Here is a 17586-nt window from a genome sequence, read left to right as displayed (position 1 = left end):
CCATTCCCCGTGACCGAGGACGAGCTGGAACGGGCGCTGCGGCAGACGCTGGCCGGCCGCGTCGCCACGCCCCGGCCCCTCGTCGCCGACCCGGCCGGCGCCGTGCTCCGGCGGGCCCGGGGCGCCGCGCGGCGCCGCACGCTGACCGGGCTCGCCCTGGCCGGGGTGGCGACCGTGCTGGTCACCACCGGCATGGCCCAGCTCGGCGGGCCGACCGGGCACAGCGGCACGCCCACCGTCGTGCTCGGTGACCCGGGCGGGTTCTCGCCCGTGCCACTGCCCACCGCCAGCAGCCCGGCCCCCGGGAAGGGGCCGATCCGCGCCGAGCTGGACCTGATCGTCGGCTCGCGGCTGGAGACCAGCGGGGGCGAGCGCCGGGAACTGATCGGGTTGAGCGGCGCCGAGCAGGCCCAGCGGGTGCCGGACTACGGCGGCTGGCTCGTCACCTCGGCGGCCACCGCGGCCGGCCGTACCCTCTGGTGGGTGCCGCCCAACGGCAGCGACCCGCAGGTGCTGCTCGCCGGTGCGGACGCCGTCGTGGTGGCCACCGACGGGCGGCAGGTGGCCTGGCGCGACGGCGCCTACCTGGCCGCCGCCGGTGTGGTCGGCGGTCAACTCCTGGCCAGCAGCCGGACGCCGGCCCCCGTCGGGGCGGTCCCGATCGGCTTCGCCGGCGACGCCGTGCTGGTCCGGCAGCCCGACCGGGGTGGGATCAGCGTCTGGCGGCGGCCGGTGGGTGGGGTGCCGGGTCCGGCGAACCCGGACGTGCTCACCGTCTACGGCACGCTGCCCGACGGCCGGGTGGTCGGTCTGGTCTCCGCCGGCACGCCCCGGCAGCCCTGCGTGGCGCTGCTCGACCCGGCCCGCGAACTCGTCCCCGTCCGCACCGCCTGCGGCACCGCGGTGGCCACCGACGGCCTCGGCGCGGTCTCCGCCGACGGGCGCTGGCTGCTGCTCAATGCCGCGCGCCGGGACGCCCTGCTGGTCGACCTGGCCAGCCTCGGCGGCGCCACCGCCGCGACCCACCCGGCCGGGCCGGCGGTCACCGGGGCGGTGGCCTGGACGCGCAGCGGAGCGGCGCTGCACGTCGACGCCACCGGCGGCCTGGTCCGGGTCCGCCCCGACCGGGTGCTGGCCGGCGAGCGTCCCACCGCCTCGGCGCTCGACGCGGTGCCCCCCGGCGAGCGCCCCGTGGTGGTGGCCGACACCCGCTCCTGACCGGTGCGGGGTGGGCGTAGCGTCGGCGGGGTGAGCGCCGCCGCCCGGATCGACCTGCACACCCACTCCACCGCCAGCGACGGCACCCTCGGCCCCGCCGAGCTGGTCCGGGCCGCCGCCGCGGCCGGCCTCGACGTGGTGGCGCTCACCGACCACGACACCACGGCCGGCTGGGAACCGGCCGTCGCGGCCCTGCCGCCCGGGCTCACCCTGGTCCGGGGCGCCGAGCTGTCCTGCCGCTGGTTCGGTGTCGAGCCGGCGATCCCGCTGCACCTGCTCGCGTACCTCTTCGACCCGGGCGAACCGGAGCTGGCCGCCGAGCTGGCCCGGGTCCGGCGCGCCCGGGAGGAGCGGGGCGAGCGCATCGTGCGGCTGCTCCAAGCGGACGGGATCCCCGTCAGCTGGTCGGAGATCCTGGCCGGGGCCGCCGGCGGGACGGTCGGCCGGCCGCACATCGCGCAGGCGCTGATCCGGGCCGGGCTGGTGGCCACCACCACCGAGGCGTTCGGGCCGCGGTGGCTGGGCGAGCGGTACCGGCTGCCCAAGGAGGACATCGACGTGTTCCGGGCGGTGGCGCTGGTCCGGGCGGCCGGCGGGGTGCCCGTCTTCGCCCACCCCCGCGCCAGCCGGCGCGGCCGGATCGTGCCGGACGAGCTGATCGTGGACCTGGCGGCGGCCGGGCTGGCCGGCCTGGAGGCCGACCACGAGGACCACAGCCCCGCCGAGCGGGAGCACGTCCGCGCGCTCGCCGCCGACCTGGGCCTGCTCGTCACCGGGTCGTCGGACTTCCACGGCACCCACAAGACCGTCCGGCTCGGCGCGTTCACCACCGGCGCCGGGGCGTACGAGCGGATCGTCGAGCTGGCCCGGGGGGTGACCCCGGTCGCTTCGAGCTGAAGCGATCCGGCCACGCGGCTACCGTGTCCGAGTGGATCTCAAGCTCTTCGGCGAGGTCTTCGTGACCCTGCTGGTGATCGTCGACCCGCCCGGCATGATGCCGATCTTCCTGGCACTGACCGGCCCGCTGGCCGCCCGCGACCGGAACCGGGCCGCCTGGCAGGCCGTCGCGCTGGCGCTCGGGGTGATCGTGGTGTTCGCCGTCGCCGGCCAGACCCTCCTGGCCTACCTGCACGTCGACCTGCCCGCGCTTCAGGCCGCCGGCGGGCTGCTGCTGATCCTCGTCGCGCTGGAACTGCTCACCGGCAAGTCCGACGACCCGAACCAGCAGGCCACCAGCAACATCGCGCTGGTGCCGCTGGGCACGCCGCTGCTGGCCGGCCCCGGCGCCATCGTCGCCACCATGCTCTTCGTGCAGCGGGCCGGCGGCTTCACCGACTACCTCGCCATCGCCGCCGCGATCGTCGCGGTCATGGTCGCCGTCTGGGTGGTGCTGCGCTTCTCCGGCGGCATCGTCAAGGTCCTCCGGCCGGGCGGCATCGAGGTGCTGACCCGGATCGCCGGCCTGCTGCTGGCGGCCATCGCCGTGCAGCTCATCGCCGACGCCATCGCCGCGTTCGTCACCCAGTACCTCACCATGAGCTGAGCCGTCGCGGCGCTGTCGCACCCGGATGGCAGGATCTGAGGCGTGCGACGACCCTCCCCGACCGGGCGACCCACCGGCGGCCGGCCGCCCCGGCCCCGGGCCGAGCAGACCGAGCAGCTCGGCTTCGAGGGCATGCCGGAACGGCTCTTCGTCTGCACCCCTAGCAAGCTCGGCGCCTACACCGACTGCCCCCGGCGCTACCGCTACTCGTACGTGGACCGCCCCGCGCCGCCCAAGGGCCCGCCGTGGGCGCACAACTCGCTCGGCGCCAGCGTCCACACGGCCCTGAAGAACTGGTACGCGCTGGCCCCCGACCGCCGCCGCCTCGAGGTGCTGGCCACCCTGCTGAAGGGCACCTGGGTCCGCGAGGGCTACCGCGACGACGAGCAGGAGCGGGACGCGTTCCGCCGGGCGCTGTCCTGGCTGGAGTCCTACGTGGCGGGGCTCGACCCGGCCGACGAGCCGGTCGGGGTGGAGCGCGTGGTCGCCGTGAAGACCGCCGTGCTCGCCTTCAACGGCCGCACCGACCGGATCGACTCCCGCCCCGGCCCGGACGGCCGGCCCGAGCTGGTCATCGTCGACTACAAGACCGGCCGCACCGGGCTCGACGGCGACGACGCGCGCGGCTCACAGGCCCTCGCGCTCTACGCGTACGCCGCCGAGCGGGTGTTCCGCCGCCCGTGCCGCCGGGTCGAGCTGCACCACCTGCCCACCGGCACGGTCGCCGCGCACGAGCACAGCCCCGAGTCGTTGCAGCGGCAGCTCACCCGCGCCGAGGACACCGCGCGGGACATCATGGCCGCCGAGCGGGCCGTCGCCGACGGCGCCGACCCCGACGAGGCGTTCCCCACCGAGCCGGGGCCCCGCTGCGCCTGGTGCGACTACCGGCGCACCTGCCCGGCCGGCGCGCGGGCGCCGGGCAAGGATCCGTGGGCGGCCGTGGAACGCCCGGCCGAGCCGGTCGCCGACCAGGGCTGACCGCGGCTTCTCAGGCCGCCGCGGCGCGGGCGGCGCGCTCCTTGGCGGCCTGCAGCAACGGGCCTTCCCGGTAGCGCCGCGGCACCGCCGCCAGGGCGAGGCGCAGCGCGCGCACACTCAGGTCCGCCGAGAGCGCGGTGGTCGGCAGGCCGAGGCCGCCGTACAGCCGCTGGGCCCAGGGCGGCAGCAGCGCCAGCGCCGTGCCGGCGATCCCCAGATACGCCCAGCGCGGCGGCCCGAGGTGCAGGCCGAGCTTCAGCGGCAGGCTGAGCTTCCACGGGATCGGTGGGGCGGTCAGGAAGAGCGCGGTCTCCGCCGCCTCACTCGTCATCCGCAGCTCGGGCCGGATCCGGCGGTAGTAGTCGGCGACCTCGGCGGCGGTGCCCGGCACGTCGGCCGGGTCCAACCCGACAAGCGCCGCCGCCCGGCGCTGCTCGGTGTAGTAGCCGTCCACCTCGTCGTCGGTCAGCGCGAGCCCGGCCCGACGCGCGGTGCTCACGAACGACTCGACCTCGGTGACGTGCACCCAGCGCAGCAGGTCGGGGTCGTCGATCCGGAACCGCTCACCGGTGAACGGGTCGGTGGCCCGCATCCGGGCGTGCAGCGTACGCAGCCGCCGGCCGGCCGCCTCCGCCTCGGCGGTCGTGCCGTAGATCGTCGTGGCCACGTAATTGGCTGTGCGGACCAGGCGGCCCCAGGCGTCCGTGCGGTAGTTGCTGTTCTGGGCGACGCCCGCCATGGCGCGGGGGTGCAGCGCCTGGAGGTAGAGCGAACGCAGGCCGGCGACGATCAGGATCGGCTCCTCGTGCACCTTCCACGTGACCGATCCCGGACCGAACAGCCCGAGGTCATCGGTGTCCACCGACCAAGAGTGCCACGGCCGCGCCCGCGTTCGTGCCGCCAGCTCGTCGAGGCCGGCGGGCGGCCGGTCAGTCGTCGGCGGAGCGGCGGGCCTGGCAGGCCGGGCAGAGACCCCAGAAGGTCACTTCCGCCTCGTCGACCTCGAAGCCGTGCGCGACGTTCGGGTCCAGGCAGGGGGCGTTGCCGGTGGCGCAGTCCACGTCGGCGATCTCGCCGCAGCCCCGGCACACCACATGGTGGTGGTTGTCCCCGACGCGGGCCTCGTAGCGGGCGGGGCTGCCGGCCGGCTCGATCCGGCGGGAGAGCCCGGCCCGGGAGAGCGCCCCGAGCACGTCGTAGACGGCCTGGGTGGAGACCGAGTCGAGGCGCTCACGCACCCGGCGGGTGATCTCGTCGACCTCCAGGTGACCGCCGGCGGCGAGCACGTCCAGCACGGCGAGGCGCGGCCGGGTGACCCGTAGGCCCCTCGACCGGAGCAGCTCCTCACCCGTGGACATGCGTCCATGACAGCACGGCGCCCCGGGACCGACAAGCGAGCGTCACCCCGGGTGGTTCGGGCCACAGGTGAACCGGACCAACGCCCCGTGCGTGTGTCGGTGTACGGAAGCGGGACGGCGGATCATCACGCCGTACGCTGACCGCGCGATCCCGTCCACTCGCCGGAGGTGTCGGTGTTCAGGGAAGTCAACGGCCTACCGGGCCACGTCCTGGTCGTACACGCCGCGGTGGTGCTGGTGCCGCTGCTGGCGTTGCTCTCCGTCGCGTACGGGGTGCTGCCCCGCTGGCGGCCCCGGATGGGCTGGGCGGTGGCGGTCCTCGCCGTGCTCACCCCCATCGTCACCTGGGTGGCGACGGAGTCCGGCGAGGAGTTGGAGGAGGTGCTGCGGCAGCGGGGTTACCCGCCCGAGGGCCTTCAGAAGATCCACGAGCACTCCGAGTACGGCGAGAACCTGTTCTGGTTCACCGTCGGGCTGGCCGTGGCGGCGCTCCTGCTGCTGCTGGTGACCAGCGGTCTCGCCCGCACCCGCAACCTGCCCCGCTGGCTGCCCCTGGTGCTCACCGCCATCGTGCTCGTGCTCGCCGTGTTCGCGCTGGTCTACGTCTACCTGACCGGTGACAGCGGCGCGAAGATGGTGTGGAGCGGCATCGTCTGACCCGGGCCGGCAGGGCCGCCCCCAGCCGGGGCGTCCCGGCCGGCTCAGAAGAGCAGGCGCGAGCAGAGCAGGCAGGTGAGCAGCACCAGCACGACGCCGACGACCGCGCCGATGCCGTAGGTGAGCCGCTGGGACTGCCCCTCGGCCTGGTCCATGGCGGCCATGTCTTGCGGCGGGAGCCGGCGCGGCGGCGTCGGCTGCACGTGCACCGGTGGTCGCCAGCCGGGCGGCGGCGGGACGGTCGGGGGCGGGCCCGCATAACCGGCCGGCGTGCCCCCCGGCCCCCAACCACCGGCCGGGACGGGTTGCTGCGGCCAACCACCCGCGGCGGCCGGTCCGGGCCGGCCGCCGGCGGGTCCGGCCGGTCCGGCCCAGCCGCCGGTCGGGGCGGCGCCCTGGCCGGGCCTCGCCCACGGACTGTCGGTGTGGCCGGCGCGCGACCAGGGGCTGGCCTGCGTCGTCGGAGCGTCGCCGGTCGAGCTGTCGGACCGGTCGCTCCCGGCCACCGGACCGGGAGCCGGGTTCCCGCCGGCCGCCGATCCGGGCTCGTCCTCGCCGGGCGTCGGGACCGCGCGGGCCGCCGATCCGGGCTCGTCCTCGCCGGAGGCCAGGAGCGCGCGCGCCGCCGATCCGGGCTCGTCCGCACCAGGCGCCGGGGCCGCGCCGGCCGCCTCGTCCGGGCGTTGCCAGATCTCGTTCTCGGGGCTGCCACCGCTCGGCGTCGTCACGCCGTCCGACGCTACCAACGCGCCGGCCGGTCGGCCGCCCGACGCGACGGGCCACGGTGCCCCGGTGTTCCCGCCCGACCGGTCGATCCGTTGCCCTCGCCCCGGTATCCTTGCCGCTCGTGAGCGATCCCGGCATCCGTGTCCCGCGCGGCGACGACGACCGCGTGGTCGACCTCAGCGAAGACTTCGTGGTGCTGCCCGAGCAGACCACCGACGACACCGACCGCGGCTGGGGCGAGCGCTCCGCCGGCAACGACGACTGGCTGCTCGCCGAGCGCCCGCCGCACTGGGACTGACCCCACCGGTCATCCGCGCACCACCACGGCGAAGCGGCTGCCCTCGGGCAGGCCGACCGCGCGCTGGGCCTGCTCCGGGCGGAGCGCCAGGTAGAGCGCCGAGGAGCCGTCGACCGCCCCGGCCGCACCGACCACGTCGAGGACCAGCGCCCGCGGGGCCAGCAGGGTGGCCGCACCCGCCGCGCCGCCGGCCGGCACGACCAGCAGGTCCACCCGGGCGCCGGGGCGGAGCACCGCGAGCGCGGCCGGCTCGGCGAGCCGGACCGGCACCCCGACCGCCCCGGCTGGCAGCGGCAGGGCGGCGGCGCGACGATCACCACCGGCCGGGGCGCCCGCACCGGCCGGGAGGCCGCCGCCCGCCGGGACATCGCCGGTCGGGGTGGGGGCCACGGCCGGGACCGCGCCGGGCGGGCAGCCGCCCGGGGTCTGCAGGACGGCAGCGGCCAGCCCGAGCAGCACCGCGACCAGCGCCACCCGGAGCAGCGTGCGCCCGCGCGGCAGCCCGCGCCAGCGCACCGGCCGCAGCGATGCCTCCTCACCCGCCACCAGCATCCTCCCGCCCACCCGACCCGACCGGTACGCGGGCAGGCTAGGCGGCGGGCGGCTGGCCCCGCCGCCCCCGCTGGCTCGCCTGTGGAAAACCCGCCGGCCTGTGGACAGGCGCCCGGTGACGGCCAACCGGGGGAAACCCCCCGGGAAACGCGAAAAGTGGCCATCCGCGCGGGATGACCACTTTCCGGGGACGAACAAGCGTCAGGAGGAGCTGCTGGCCGCCGGCGCCTTGCTGGTCGACGAACCGGAGGACGAGCTGGACGACGCGGCGGACGAGCCGCTGCCCGACCCCGACGACGAGCTGTCGGACGAGCCGCCGGTCGACGACTCGGACTTGGCCGGCTTGCTCGTGGTGCTCGTGGTGCTGTCGGAACCGGACGAACGGGAGTCCGTGCGGTAGAAGCCCGAGCCCTTGAACACGATGCCGACCGAGTTGAAGACCTTGCGCAGCCGCCCCTCACACGCCGGGCACTCGGTCAGCGGCGCGTCGGAGAAGGACTGCACCGCCTCGAGCTGGTGGCCGCACGCGGTGCAGGCGTACTGGTACGTGGGCACGTTCTCCTCCGGATCTTGGCTCAGCCGCTTGGCACTCGACGGATTCGAGTGCCAATGGTGCGTCATGGAACCCGGGTTCGTCCAGCGGAAGCGCCTTGGGCCACACCGGGCACCGCCACCAGACCCTCCGCCGGTGTGATCACGAAGCGCACCGGCCGGTCGTGCGGCTGCGCCGGGACCGCCTCGACCAGCTCCCCGTCGTGCAGCAGCGCCACCGTGGGGACCGTGGCGGGCACCCGGGCCAGCGCCCGGTCGTACGAGCCACCGCCCCGGCCCAGCCGGAAGCCCCGGCGGTCCACCGCCAGCGCCGGCACCACCACGAGGTCGGCCCCGGCGACCGCCGCGCTCCCCAGGGGCGGCCCGGTCGGCTCGCGCAGGCCCCGGCCGGCGGCCCGCAGCGACTCCGGGCCGGTGTAGGCGGCCCAGTCCAGGTCGAGGTCGTCGAGGAGCACGGGCAGCAGCAGCTCGGCCTCCGGCGCCAGCGCCGCTCGCAGGACGGCGGGCAGGTCGTTGCCGCCCGGCTCGGAGCCGACCGGCACGTACGCGGTCATCCGGGTCGGTCGCAGCCGGCGTACCAGATCGACCAGCTCGGCCCGGACGGACGCCGCCGCCTCGGCCCGGCGCGGCGGCGGCAGCGTCCGGCGGTGGGCGAGCAGCGCGACCCGCAGGTCCCGCTTGGTCACATCCGCTCCATCAGAAAATTCCGGCACGCAACACTCCTGACGCAACGCTTGCCTCCCGGTCGCTCTGTGTCAGCATCGCAGGAAGGGGCGCAGGACTTCCGGGGGGCAGCTTGACGCTACGCGGGCGGTTGACGGCGGCCTTCCTCACGGTGGTGCTCGGCCCCGTCCTGCTCGGCGCCTTCTTCGTCGGGTCCACCCTGAGCGCCGTCGACCGCGGCCGGGCCACCGAGCGGCTGGGTGTGGCCGCGGCCGGGGTGCGTACCTCCGTCGACGCTCTCTGCCAGCAGCTCCGCGCGGCGGCCGACGCGGTCGCGCTGGTCGCCGACCCGGCCGCCCGGTCCCGCGCGGCCGACCAGGTGGTGGGCCGGGGCCTGGCCGCCGCCGTGCTGATCGCCGACCCGGCCGGCCGCACCACCTACGCCACCGCCGGCGGCCCGGCCGGGCCCTGGCAGGACTGCGCCGCCGACGCGACGACCGGCCCGGTGCGCGCCCTCGCCGCCCAGGTCCGGCTCCGCGACCCGGCGGGCGCCGACCTGGGCACGGTCGCCGCCGCGCAGCCCGTCGACCCGGCGTTCGTGGCGCGGCTCGCCGCGGTGACCGGGGCCGGGGTCACCCTCCTCGACGACCCGGGCCGGATCACCCACACGACCGAGGACCGGGAGGTACGCGCAGCGGTGCTGGCCGCCGCCCGCCAGGCGGACGGGGACCGGGTGACCGGCACCATCGACGGCCGGTACGTGCGCCGGGTCGGCCCGACCCCCGGCCAGCCGCTGCCGCTGGTGCTCTCGGTGCCGGGGGAGCGCCCGCCGGGGCTCTACGCCGCCCTGGTCGGCGCGGTGGTGCTGGCCGCCCTGCTGGCCGTGGTGGCCGCCTGGCGGCTGGCCCGGGTGACCACGCGGCCCCTGGTCGAGCTGGCGGGCGCCGTGGACCGGGTGGCGCACGGCGACCTCACCACCCGGGTGCCGGTCCGCAGCCGCGACGAGATCGGGCGGCTGGCCGGCGCGTTCAACCGGATGACCCGGGAGACCGGCAGCTACGTGGCCGCCCTGACCAGCAGCCGGGACCAGCTCCGCGGCCACCTGACCGTGCTCGGCGACACCCTGGCCAGCACCCACGACCTGCAACGCATCCTGCGGGTGATCCTGCACAGCGCGATCGCCGCCACCGGCGCCCGGGCCGGCGCCGTGCTGCTGGTCGACGGCGACGGCACGCTGGTCGGCCAGTGCGTCGAAGGGCTGGACGGGCGGTGGTCGACCGAGGACCCGGCCGATCCGGCGACGCTGCGGGTGCTGGTCGGCGCCGGGGTGCTCGGCAGGGTGGCCGCCACCGGGGAGCCGCTGCGCGGCCGGTGGGAGGCGACGGACGCGCCGACCGGGGAGCCGTCCTGCGAGACGTACGTGGCGGTGCCGTTCGCCGCGCCCCGCGGCACGGAACCGCGCGGCCCGGACCGGCCCGGCCATCCCCCGGCGGACACCGAGTCGTGGGCGCTCGGTGTGCTCGCCCTCTACGACCGGCTCGGCGCGGACGAGTTCGACGACGACGACCTGGTCACCCTGCGGACCTTCGCCGGGCACGCGGCGGTGGCGGTGGAGAACGTCCGGGTGCACGAGGAGGCGCAGCGGCTCTCCCTCACCGACGCGCTGACCGGGCTGTGGAACTACCGCTACCTGCGCGAGTCGATCCGGCGCGAGGTGGAGCGGGCCAACCGCTTCGGCCGGATGCTCAGCGTGCTGGCCCTCGACCTGGACCGGTTCAAGGACGTCAACGACACCTGGGGCCACGCCGCCGGGGACGCGGTGCTTGTCGAGTTCGCCCGCCGGGTACGCGGCGAGATCCGCGAGGTCGACCTCGCGTTCCGGCAGGGCGGCGAGGAGTTCGTGGTGCTGCTGCCGGAGACCGACGCCCGGGGTGCCACGATCGTCGCCGAGCGGCTCGGCGCGGTGATCCGGGACCAGCCGGTGCCGGTGGAGGTGCACACGGGGGAGGCCGTCCGGGTGCCGGTGACCGTCTCCATCGGCATCGCCGTCTACCCCGACCACGCGGCCGGCGGCCAGCAGGTCCTCGACGCCGCCGACGACGCGCTCTACGCGGCCAAGGCCGCCGGCCGCGACGGCTACCAGCTGGCCCGGCCCCCCGACCCGGTCCCCACCCAGGAGATCCCCGTGGTGGTCGCCGCGGCCAGCCCGCCCGACGGACTGCCCCGGGCCGGCGCCGCGGACGGCGCGACGGCGGCACAGGGCGGCGCGTCTTCCGGTCCTCACCCGCCGCGGCAGAGCCGTGGCCGATAGTCTCGCGACATGTCGGAGCACTCAGCGAACCCCTCAGCGACCGCCGCGACCGGTCGCTCCCGCGCCGTCAAGGCCGTCATCCCGGCCGCCGGCCTGGCTACCCGGTTCCTGCCGGCCACCAAGGCGGTCCCCAAGGAGCTGCTGCCGGTCGTCGACCGGCCGGTGCTCCAGTACATCGTCGAGGAGGCCGCCCAGGCCGGGCTCAACGACGTGCTGCTGATCACCGGGCGCGGCAAGACGGCCATGGTGGACCACTTCGACCGCCGGCCCGACCTGGAGGAACGGCTGGAGAAGAAGCCCGAGCTGCTGGCCGCCGTCAAGCGCACCGAGGACCTGGCCGAGATCTACACGTGCCGCCAGCCCGAGCAGCTCGGCCTCGGCCACGCCGTCGGCTACGCCGAGTCGCACGTCGGCGACGCGCCCTTCGCGGTGCTGCTCGGCGACGAGTTCGTCAAGATGGACGAGCCGCTGCTGCCGGCCATGCTGGACCTGCAGGCCCGGACCGGCGGCATCGTGCTCGCCTTCTTCGAGGTCGACCCGGCCGAGACCTCCCGCTACGGGATCGCCTCCGTCGAGCCCGCCGGGCCCGAGTTCGGCGACCTCGCCGAGGTCGTGAGGGTCACCGGCATGGTGGAGAAGCCGAAGCCCGAGGACGCGCCGAGCAACCTCGCCGTCCTCGGCCGCTACGTGCTCCCCGGCCGCATCTTCGACGCGATCCGGCGCACCGAGCCGGGCAGCGGCGGCGAGATCCAGCTGACCGACGCCATGGAGATCCTGCGCAACGAGGGCGTGCCGGTGCACGCCATCGTCTACCGGGGCACCCGCTACGACACCGGCCAGCCGCTCGGCTATCTCCAGACGGTCGTGCAGATCGCCGTCGAGCGCGAGGACCTGGGCGCCGAGTTCCGCAAGTGGCTCACCGAGTTCGTCAACGCCGGCGACGAGACGGTCACCGCGGCGATTCTGAACGGGATGCGCGACGCGTCCGGCGGTGCCGGTACATGACCGCGACGGCCGACGCCGAGGCGGCCGCGAACGAGTTGACGCCGCTCGCCGACTACCTGGGCAGCGTGCTGCGCAGGTTACGCGCGCTGCCTCCGCTCGACCTCGACCTCACCCAGGCGTACGGCAACGTCCTCGCCGAGGACGTGGTCGCGCCGCACTCGTTTCCCGCCTTCGACCAGGCGGCGGTGGACGGGTACGCCGCGCGCTGGGAGGACATCTCCGGAGGGAGCCGGGGGCCGGGCTACGTCCCGGCCCCCTCCGGTATCCCCGGTGGCCGCAGCATCCGGCTGAACGTGGTCGGTGACCTGGGCGCGGCGAGTTGGCGCCCGGTCCGGCTCACCCCCGGCTCCTGCTTCTCGGTGGCGGCGGGCGCGCCGCTGCCCGTCGGCGCCGACGTGGTGGTCCCCGTGGAGTGGACCGACCAGGGCATGGCCGCCGTGGAGATCTTCCGCGCCCCCAAGCGGGGCTACGGCGTCCGGCGCGCCGGTGAGGAACTGCCCGCCGGCACCCTGCTCGCCCGCGCCGGCACGTACGTCTCGCCCGCCCTGGTCGCGGTCTGCGCCGCCACCGGCATCGGTCACGTCGTGGTCCGGCCCAGCCCCCGGGTGGTCATCGTGGCCACCGGTGACGAGCTGGTCGACGTGGGCCGGGGCAGCCAGCCCGGCCAGGTGGTGGACACCAATTCGCACGCGCTCACCGCCGCCGCGGCCGAGGCGGGCGCGCTGGCGTACCGGGTCGGGATCTGCGACGACGACCCGGAGGCGCTGCGCGGCCTGCTGGAGGACCAGACCCTGCGCGCCGACCTGATCATCACCACCGGCGGCACGGGCACCGGCCCCGGCGACATGGTCCGCCGGATCCTGTCCCGCCGGGAGGGCGGCCGGGCCGGGCCGGTCACCTTCACCGAGGTCGCCCTCTATCCCGGAACGGCCCTCGGATTCGGTACGGTCGGCGCCGAGGAGGTGCCGGTGGTGTGTCTTCCCGGTGAGCCCGGAGCGGCGCTGATCGGCTTCGAGGTGCTGGCCCGCCCGGCCATCCAGTTGCTGGCCGGCGCCGAGCCGGTGTTCCGGCCCAGCGTCCGGGCGCACCTGCTGGAGACGGTCTCGTCCCCGGTGGGGCTGCGCGAGTTCCGCCCGGCGCACGTTGCCGAGCGGCGCGGCGGCGGCTACACCGTGCAGCCGCTCGCCGGTGGGCCGTTCACCCTCTCCGGCCTGGCCGAGGCGAACGGCCTGCTCGTCCTCGGCGAGCGGGTCACCACCGCGGCGGCCGGGTCGACTGTGGACGTCCTCCTGCTGGACCGGCGCCGGTGAGCACGAGTGGGCTCGCGAGCCGCGCGGGAGCGAACGGATGGCTGACTCGGTGAGTTGGTTCCGGCGGCAGCCGGGATGGCCGGCGGTGCTGGTGGACGGTCCGGTGGTGCTGCGGCCGTACCGGCGTTCCGACGCGGCCGGCTGGTCGGAGATCCGGCGGGCCAACCGGGCCTGGCTGTCCCCCTGGGAGTCCCACCTGCCGGGCAGTTGGGACGAGATGAACTCGCCGGCCGCGTTCCGCTACGTCCACGCCGACCAGCGCCGGTCGGCGCGGACCGGGGACGGCATGCCGTTCGCGGTCTGCCTGCGCGAGAACGGCGAGGAACGGCTCGTCGGCCACCTCAACGTGGGCAGCATCGTGCGGCGCGCCTTCTGCTCCGGCTACGTGGGCTACTGGGTGGACTCCCGGGTGGCCGGTCGCGGCGTCATGCCCACCGCGGTGGCCCTCGCCGTGGACCACGCGTTCGGCCCCGGCGGGCTGCACCGCATCGAGGTGAACATCCGGCCGGAGAACCAGCCGTCCCGCCGGGTGGTGGAGAAGCTCGGCTTCCGCGAGGAGGCCTACCACGTGCGCTACATGCACATCGACGGCGCGTGGCGTGACCACATCGGATACGCGATGACCAGTGAGGAAGTGGTCGCCGAGGGCGGGCTGCTGGCCCGCTGGCACCGCGTACGTGACAACCGTGGTTGAAGGCTCCCACCCGCCACGCCCGGCGCGGCGCACGGTGAAGTGGGTCGGCGGCCCGTAACCTCAAGTAACTGCAAGCTGTGGCAAGCGCTGCCTGCCCGCACGATCTGCGCCATCAACGACGGGCGACGGAAGAAGTTGCGGTCGTGTGGCGCTCGCCCCGAACTTGGTGACGGGAGGGGTGAGGGTGCCGACCTCGGTGCTCCTCGCCGTCCTCGCCGCCGCCGGTCTGCTCGCCCTCGCGCCGGCGCTGGTCCGCCGGTACGACGCCACCGAGCGGCTGGTGGCGGAGCGGGCGCAGTCGACGGCCCGGGTGCTCCAGCGCCGCCGTCGACGTCGCACCGTGCCCGGACGGCGGCCGGTGCACCCGCCCCGCTCCCTCATCGTCACTCTGAGTGAAGATTCCGACACGGGCGGTCTCGCCCGTCCGGTGTCGGCGCCACCCGCACGCCGCCGGTCCGGCCGGCTCCGCTCGGTGCCGCCCGCCCCCGCCAAGTCCCGCCGACGGCACCCTGCGAAGCGCCGGCACACCCCGGCCGTCTACCGCCGGCGCCGGGTGCTCGCCGCGCTGCTGCTGCTCAACTTCGTCGAACTGATCGGCGTGGTGCTGGTGAGCCCCGGATTCTGGATCAGCGTCTCGGTCACCGGCGCCCTGCTCGTGGCGTACGTCGTACACCTGCGGCAGCGGGCCCTCGCCGAGCGCCGGCGGCGGCGCGCGGAGGCCCGGGAGGCGGCGTGGCTGGCCGCCCGCCAGGCCGAGGTACGCCGCGAGCAGGCGCGGCGCGCCGCGGCACGGCGGGAGGCGCAGCGCCGGCTGGCCGCCCAGCGGGAGGCCGTCCGGCGCACCGCCATGGGGCTTGACCGGCCCGCGGACCTGCCGCCCGCAGCGAGTGGCGGCTCGGTCTCCTACCGCCGGTCGGGTGGCCTGCGGGGGCGGCCGTACCAGAGCGGGCGGGGCGCCTGAAAGTTCTTCCCCCGCTGATGTCGAATCCGGCGTCCCTCATCCGACGGGTTGATGAAGGCCGGTGCGGAAGCCGGCCGCGGACAGGGGAGCTTGTGATGGCCAAGATCGTGTCGAACTTCTTCATCTCGCTGGACGGGGTCGTGGAGCGGCCCGACCAGTGGCACTTCCCCTACTTCGACGACGAGATGGGCGCCGTCGTGGGCCGCGGGGTGGCGGGGACCACGGCGTTCCTCATGGGGCGCACCCAGTACCAGGAGTGGTCCGAGTTCTGGCCCAACCAGTCCGGGGACGACCTGGAGTTCGCGTCGTTCATCAACTCGGTGCCGAAGTACGTGCTGTCCAACACGCTCACCGAGACGACCTGGCCGAACTCGCACCTGATCTCCGGCGACCCGGACCAGGTCGCGGCGCGGCTGCGGGAGATCAAGGAGCAGGCGGACGGGGACATCGCCATGTCGGGCGGCGCCACCACGGTCCGGTGGCTGCTCGCCAACGGCCTGCTGGACGAGCTGCGCCTGCTGGTCCACCCGATCGCCGTGGGGCACGGCCAGCGCCTCTTCGAGGGCACGCCGACCTACCCGCTGCGGCTGCTGGACAGCTCGACCCTCAAGAGCGGGGTGCTGAACCTGACGTACGCGCCCGCCTGACGTCCGCTTCGAGATCTTGGAGGGTTTCGGCCCCTATGGGGGACGTTTCCCTCCAAGATCTCCTGCTGCGGTGGGGCGGTTGGCCTCGGCGGCGCCCGACCTGTTAGCCTTGTCGCCGGCCCGCCCGGTGCAAGCCGGGTGGGACCGACGCTGGTACGCCAGCGGAGGGGCTGTGGCGCAGACCGGTAGCGCACCTCGTTCGCATCGAGGGGGTCAGGGGTTCAAATCCCCTCAGCTCCACCAGTAACACCGTTCAACAGCGGAAACGCTGTCAGCAAGATCGCTAGGACCAGATCCGGCCCAGATCAGCGTGAACTCTGTGATGTCGGGGCCGTCGTCCGAAGTCGTGCGCTCGCATCGCGCAGGGCAGTGCTGATGATGTTGCGGCGGCGATCTTTCTTCGGCCACCAGTGGACGTAGGTCTCCAGCGTGATTCGCAGGCTGGAGTGCCGGAGGGCGTTCTGCACGTCGGTCGGGTCGGCACCCGAAGTGATCAGGCGGGTGGCGAAGTAGTGCCGCAGGGAGTGGAACGTCCCCTCATCGGGCCAGCCGGCGGCCCGGCGCCATGTCCGCCACAGGTCCGACCACCGCTGATCGTGGATCGGTCGGCCCTGGTCGTCGGTGAACAGCAGCGGCACCAGGCGGCGGCGGGGATCCTTGCCGGAGTCGGGCGTACCGGCGGTGATGTCGGGCAGCTCGACCGAGGCGGGCGGGTACTTGCGGACATGCTCCGCGAAGACGGCCGCCACGTGGTCGTCCAGGTCGACGTCACCGACCGAACCGGCCTTCGGCGGCGCTAGGTAGAAGCCGCCGTAGCTGAGCTTGTGAAACCGCAGTTGCTGAACCACGTGCAGCTCCTGACGGTCCGCGTCGATGCACCTGGTGCTGTCTTCCAGGCCGAGGACTTCCCCGAGCCGCAGACCCTCGCCCGCACCGGCCCAGATGGCCGCCTGATACTCGCCGGGCACCACGTCGACCAGGGCCAGGACGTCGTCATCGGTCGGTACCCATTTCGGCGCGCGGGAGAAGCTACGCAGGATCGCGAACAGCCGAATGGACTTGCAGGGGTTATCGGGAATCACCTTGTCGGCCACGGCCGAATTCATGATGTTGTTCAACAGGTCGAAGTAGGTTTTGACCGACGATTGCGCACGCGCTACGACGAACAGGCGGAGTAGGCGCGCGCCCTACAGTCGCCTATGGGGCGCGCGGGCGTAGCCCCGTTCCGTTCCTGACGGACCGGCGAGCAGAAAGGAACTCGGTGGCTCATGATGGACGAGTTGGATGAGACGTGGAGGCGGGCGGTGTTGGACGATCTCGCCGTCATCTGGAACCGTGCCTGCGACTACGGGGCTGACGGTGAAGCGCCTGAAGGAACTCCGCTAGGGATTGTGCACCTTTCCTTCCTGCTACGTGTCTACAACTCGGCCATGGGTGGCGGCTTGGGCTTCGCAGTGGAAGTCAATGAACCTTTCCGCCTGAGACGTGCGATCGAAGCAATGCGATACTTCCGCCTGTCCGAGCTTGCTGACCTCCTGACTGACGTCTTGAACCATGAGTCGGATGTCGAATACGCCGGATCGCGGGAACGTCAGTTCTATTACCTTCTCGGCCCAGCGGATGAGAATCTGGATAAGGCGTTCAGAGCCAAAGCGGCCGAGGCTCCAAGCGACTTCGGTCTTCGATAACGACATCCTCCGTGCTGAGTGCCGGGTCCCACCTGAGGCTTTACGTGTCCGTCTCAGCTGACGGTTGACGGCCTAGAGATACAGAACACGACCAGAGCGCCCGAGCACGCCCAGGAGCGAGCGCTCGGGGACTTGCCCTGATCTTCAGGAACAGTGCGAAGTCGCGGATCACCCGATCTGGCTTCTGCAAGGCCCACACCTTCGCGGCAGACCCGATCCGATATCTCCGTACCGGCTTGCCAGCCATGGTGTCAACGTGCGGTGACGTCACCGCGTGAAGCGCCCTCCATGCCACGCCTGTCAAGCCCCGGGTTTGATGGAGAGTTGGTTAGCTGGTTTTTAGGGGTGCGGTGACCGGGTGGGTCATCGCGTGTAGCGCCTCGTGTTCGGCGGGCGGGATGTGCCCGAGCTCGCCGTGCAAGCGG

20 protein-coding genes and 1 tRNA gene are annotated in these 17586 nt (G+C 74.3%); 14 read left to right on the top strand and 7 right to left on the bottom strand.

The genetic code is table 11. The features are described from left to right. Positions 1-9 precede the first annotated feature (9 nt). The 4 genes from NFX44_RS29930 (at position 10) to NFX44_RS29915 (ending at position 3739) form a co-directional block, all read left to right on the top strand. The gene (locus NFX44_RS29930; RefSeq protein WP_262286947.1) at positions 10-1218 is read left to right on the top strand and encodes a hypothetical protein; all 1209 of its coding nucleotides are present in this window, start codon (positions 10-12) and stop codon (positions 1216-1218) included. A gap of 30 nt (positions 1219-1248) precedes the next feature. Beyond that, complete coding sequence (locus NFX44_RS29925) at positions 1249-2115, top strand: PHP domain-containing protein (RefSeq protein ID WP_262286946.1); 867 nt, start codon at positions 1249-1251, stop codon at positions 2113-2115. Between the two features lie 31 nt (positions 2116-2146). Then, on the top strand, positions 2147-2761 hold the full coding sequence (locus NFX44_RS29920) for a MarC family protein (protein WP_262286945.1): 615 nt from the start codon (positions 2147-2149) through the stop codon (positions 2759-2761). A gap of 132 nt (positions 2762-2893) precedes the next feature. Further along, entirely contained in the window at positions 2894-3739 is an 846-nt protein-coding gene (locus NFX44_RS29915) for a PD-(D/E)XK nuclease family protein (RefSeq protein WP_262287028.1), read from the top strand. A 10-nt stretch (positions 3740-3749) separates the two neighbouring features. Here the strand turns inward: NFX44_RS29915 and NFX44_RS29910 are convergent, their stop codons facing one another. After that, positions 3750-4601 carry an oxygenase MpaB family protein gene (locus NFX44_RS29910; protein WP_262286944.1) on the bottom strand — a complete coding sequence of 284 codons (852 nt, stop codon included), beginning with the start codon at positions 4599-4601 and terminating at the stop codon, positions 3750-3752. A gap of 67 nt (positions 4602-4668) precedes the next feature. Beyond that, on the bottom strand, positions 4669-5097 hold the full coding sequence (locus NFX44_RS29905; RefSeq protein ID WP_262286943.1) for a Fur family transcriptional regulator: 429 nt from the start codon (positions 5095-5097) through the stop codon (positions 4669-4671). Between the two features lie 174 nt (positions 5098-5271). Here NFX44_RS29905 and NFX44_RS29900 point away from each other — a divergent pair, with 174 nt between their 5' ends. Then, entirely contained in the window at positions 5272-5754 is a 483-nt protein-coding gene (locus tag NFX44_RS29900; RefSeq protein ID WP_262286942.1) for a DUF2231 domain-containing protein, read from the top strand. Between the two features lie 44 nt (positions 5755-5798). Here NFX44_RS29900 and NFX44_RS29895 read toward each other — a convergent pair whose 3' ends face one another. Beyond that, the gene (locus NFX44_RS29895; RefSeq protein ID WP_262286941.1) at positions 5799-6482 is read right to left on the bottom strand and encodes a hypothetical protein; all 684 of its coding nucleotides are present in this window, start codon (positions 6480-6482) and stop codon (positions 5799-5801) included. A gap of 110 nt (positions 6483-6592) precedes the next feature. Here NFX44_RS29895 and NFX44_RS29890 point away from each other — a divergent pair, with 110 nt between their 5' ends. Continuing rightward, positions 6593-6778 carry a hypothetical protein gene (locus tag NFX44_RS29890; protein WP_262286940.1) on the top strand — a complete coding sequence of 62 codons (186 nt, stop codon included), beginning with the start codon at positions 6593-6595 and terminating at the stop codon, positions 6776-6778. Between the two features lie 9 nt (positions 6779-6787). On the opposite strand, the gene NFX44_RS29885 is transcribed toward NFX44_RS29890, so the two are convergent. The 3 genes from NFX44_RS29885 to NFX44_RS29875 form a co-directional block, all read right to left on the bottom strand. Continuing rightward, complete coding sequence (locus NFX44_RS29885) at positions 6788-7330, bottom strand: flagellar biosynthesis protein FlgA (RefSeq protein ID WP_262286939.1); 543 nt, start codon at positions 7328-7330, stop codon at positions 6788-6790. 201 nt (positions 7331-7531) lie between these two features. Then, positions 7532-7885: an FmdB family zinc ribbon protein gene (locus NFX44_RS29880; protein ID WP_262286938.1), complete on the bottom strand. Its 354-nt coding sequence runs from the start codon at positions 7883-7885 to the stop codon at positions 7532-7534. Positions 7886-7947: 62 nt separating this feature from the next. Next, positions 7948-8595 carry a 5-formyltetrahydrofolate cyclo-ligase gene (locus tag NFX44_RS29875; protein ID WP_262286937.1) on the bottom strand — a complete coding sequence of 216 codons (648 nt, stop codon included), beginning with the start codon at positions 8593-8595 and terminating at the stop codon, positions 7948-7950. 83 nt (positions 8596-8678) lie between these two features. Here NFX44_RS29875 and NFX44_RS29870 point away from each other — a divergent pair, with 83 nt between their 5' ends. The 7 genes from NFX44_RS29870 (at position 8679) to NFX44_RS29840 (ending at position 15716) form a co-directional block, all read left to right on the top strand. Then, positions 8679-10856, top strand: coding sequence for a diguanylate cyclase (locus tag NFX44_RS29870; protein WP_262286936.1), 2178 nt, complete (start codon positions 8679-8681; stop codon positions 10854-10856). A gap of 9 nt (positions 10857-10865) precedes the next feature. Then, positions 10866-11861, top strand: a complete 996-nt coding sequence (locus NFX44_RS29865; protein WP_262286935.1) for a UTP--glucose-1-phosphate uridylyltransferase — start codon at positions 10866-10868, stop codon at positions 11859-11861. Then, positions 11858-13171, top strand: a complete 1314-nt coding sequence (glp, locus tag NFX44_RS29860; RefSeq protein WP_262286934.1) for a gephyrin-like molybdotransferase Glp — start codon at positions 11858-11860, stop codon at positions 13169-13171. The genes NFX44_RS29865 and glp overlap by 4 nt, the downstream gene beginning before the upstream one ends. 37 nt (positions 13172-13208) lie before the next feature. Continuing rightward, positions 13209-13865 (top strand): GNAT family N-acetyltransferase, encoded by a 657-nt coding sequence (locus NFX44_RS29855; RefSeq protein ID WP_262286933.1) that lies wholly within the window; start codon positions 13209-13211, stop codon positions 13863-13865. A gap of 178 nt (positions 13866-14043) precedes the next feature. Next, positions 14044-14826 carry a hypothetical protein gene (locus NFX44_RS29850; protein WP_262286932.1) on the top strand — a complete coding sequence of 261 codons (783 nt, stop codon included), beginning with the start codon at positions 14044-14046 and terminating at the stop codon, positions 14824-14826. Between the two features lie 95 nt (positions 14827-14921). Beyond that, a complete protein-coding gene (locus tag NFX44_RS29845; protein WP_262286931.1) occupies positions 14922-15473 on the top strand; it encodes a dihydrofolate reductase family protein in 552 nt (183 codons plus the stop codon). A gap of 166 nt (positions 15474-15639) precedes the next feature. Next, positions 15640-15716 (top strand) — tRNA-Ala (locus tag NFX44_RS29840). A gap of 62 nt (positions 15717-15778) precedes the next feature. Here NFX44_RS29840 and NFX44_RS29835 read toward each other — a convergent pair. Then, positions 15779-16567, bottom strand: a complete 789-nt coding sequence (locus tag NFX44_RS29835) for a tyrosine-type recombinase/integrase (protein ID WP_262286930.1) — start codon at positions 16565-16567, stop codon at positions 15779-15781. A 174-nt stretch (positions 16568-16741) separates the two neighbouring features. Here NFX44_RS29835 and NFX44_RS29830 point away from each other — a divergent pair, with 174 nt between their 5' ends. Beyond that, positions 16742-17161, top strand: a complete 420-nt coding sequence (locus NFX44_RS29830) for a hypothetical protein (RefSeq protein WP_262286929.1) — start codon at positions 16742-16744, stop codon at positions 17159-17161. Positions 17162-17586: the final 425 nt, after the last annotated feature.

This window comes from Micromonospora sp. MA102, assembly GCF_025460765.1.
Classification (GTDB): domain Bacteria; phylum Actinomycetota; class Actinomycetes; order Mycobacteriales; family Micromonosporaceae; genus Micromonospora; species Micromonospora halotolerans.
The sequence above is the reverse complement of the archived record's forward strand: the minus strand, read 5'-3'. Positions and strand labels throughout refer to the sequence as shown.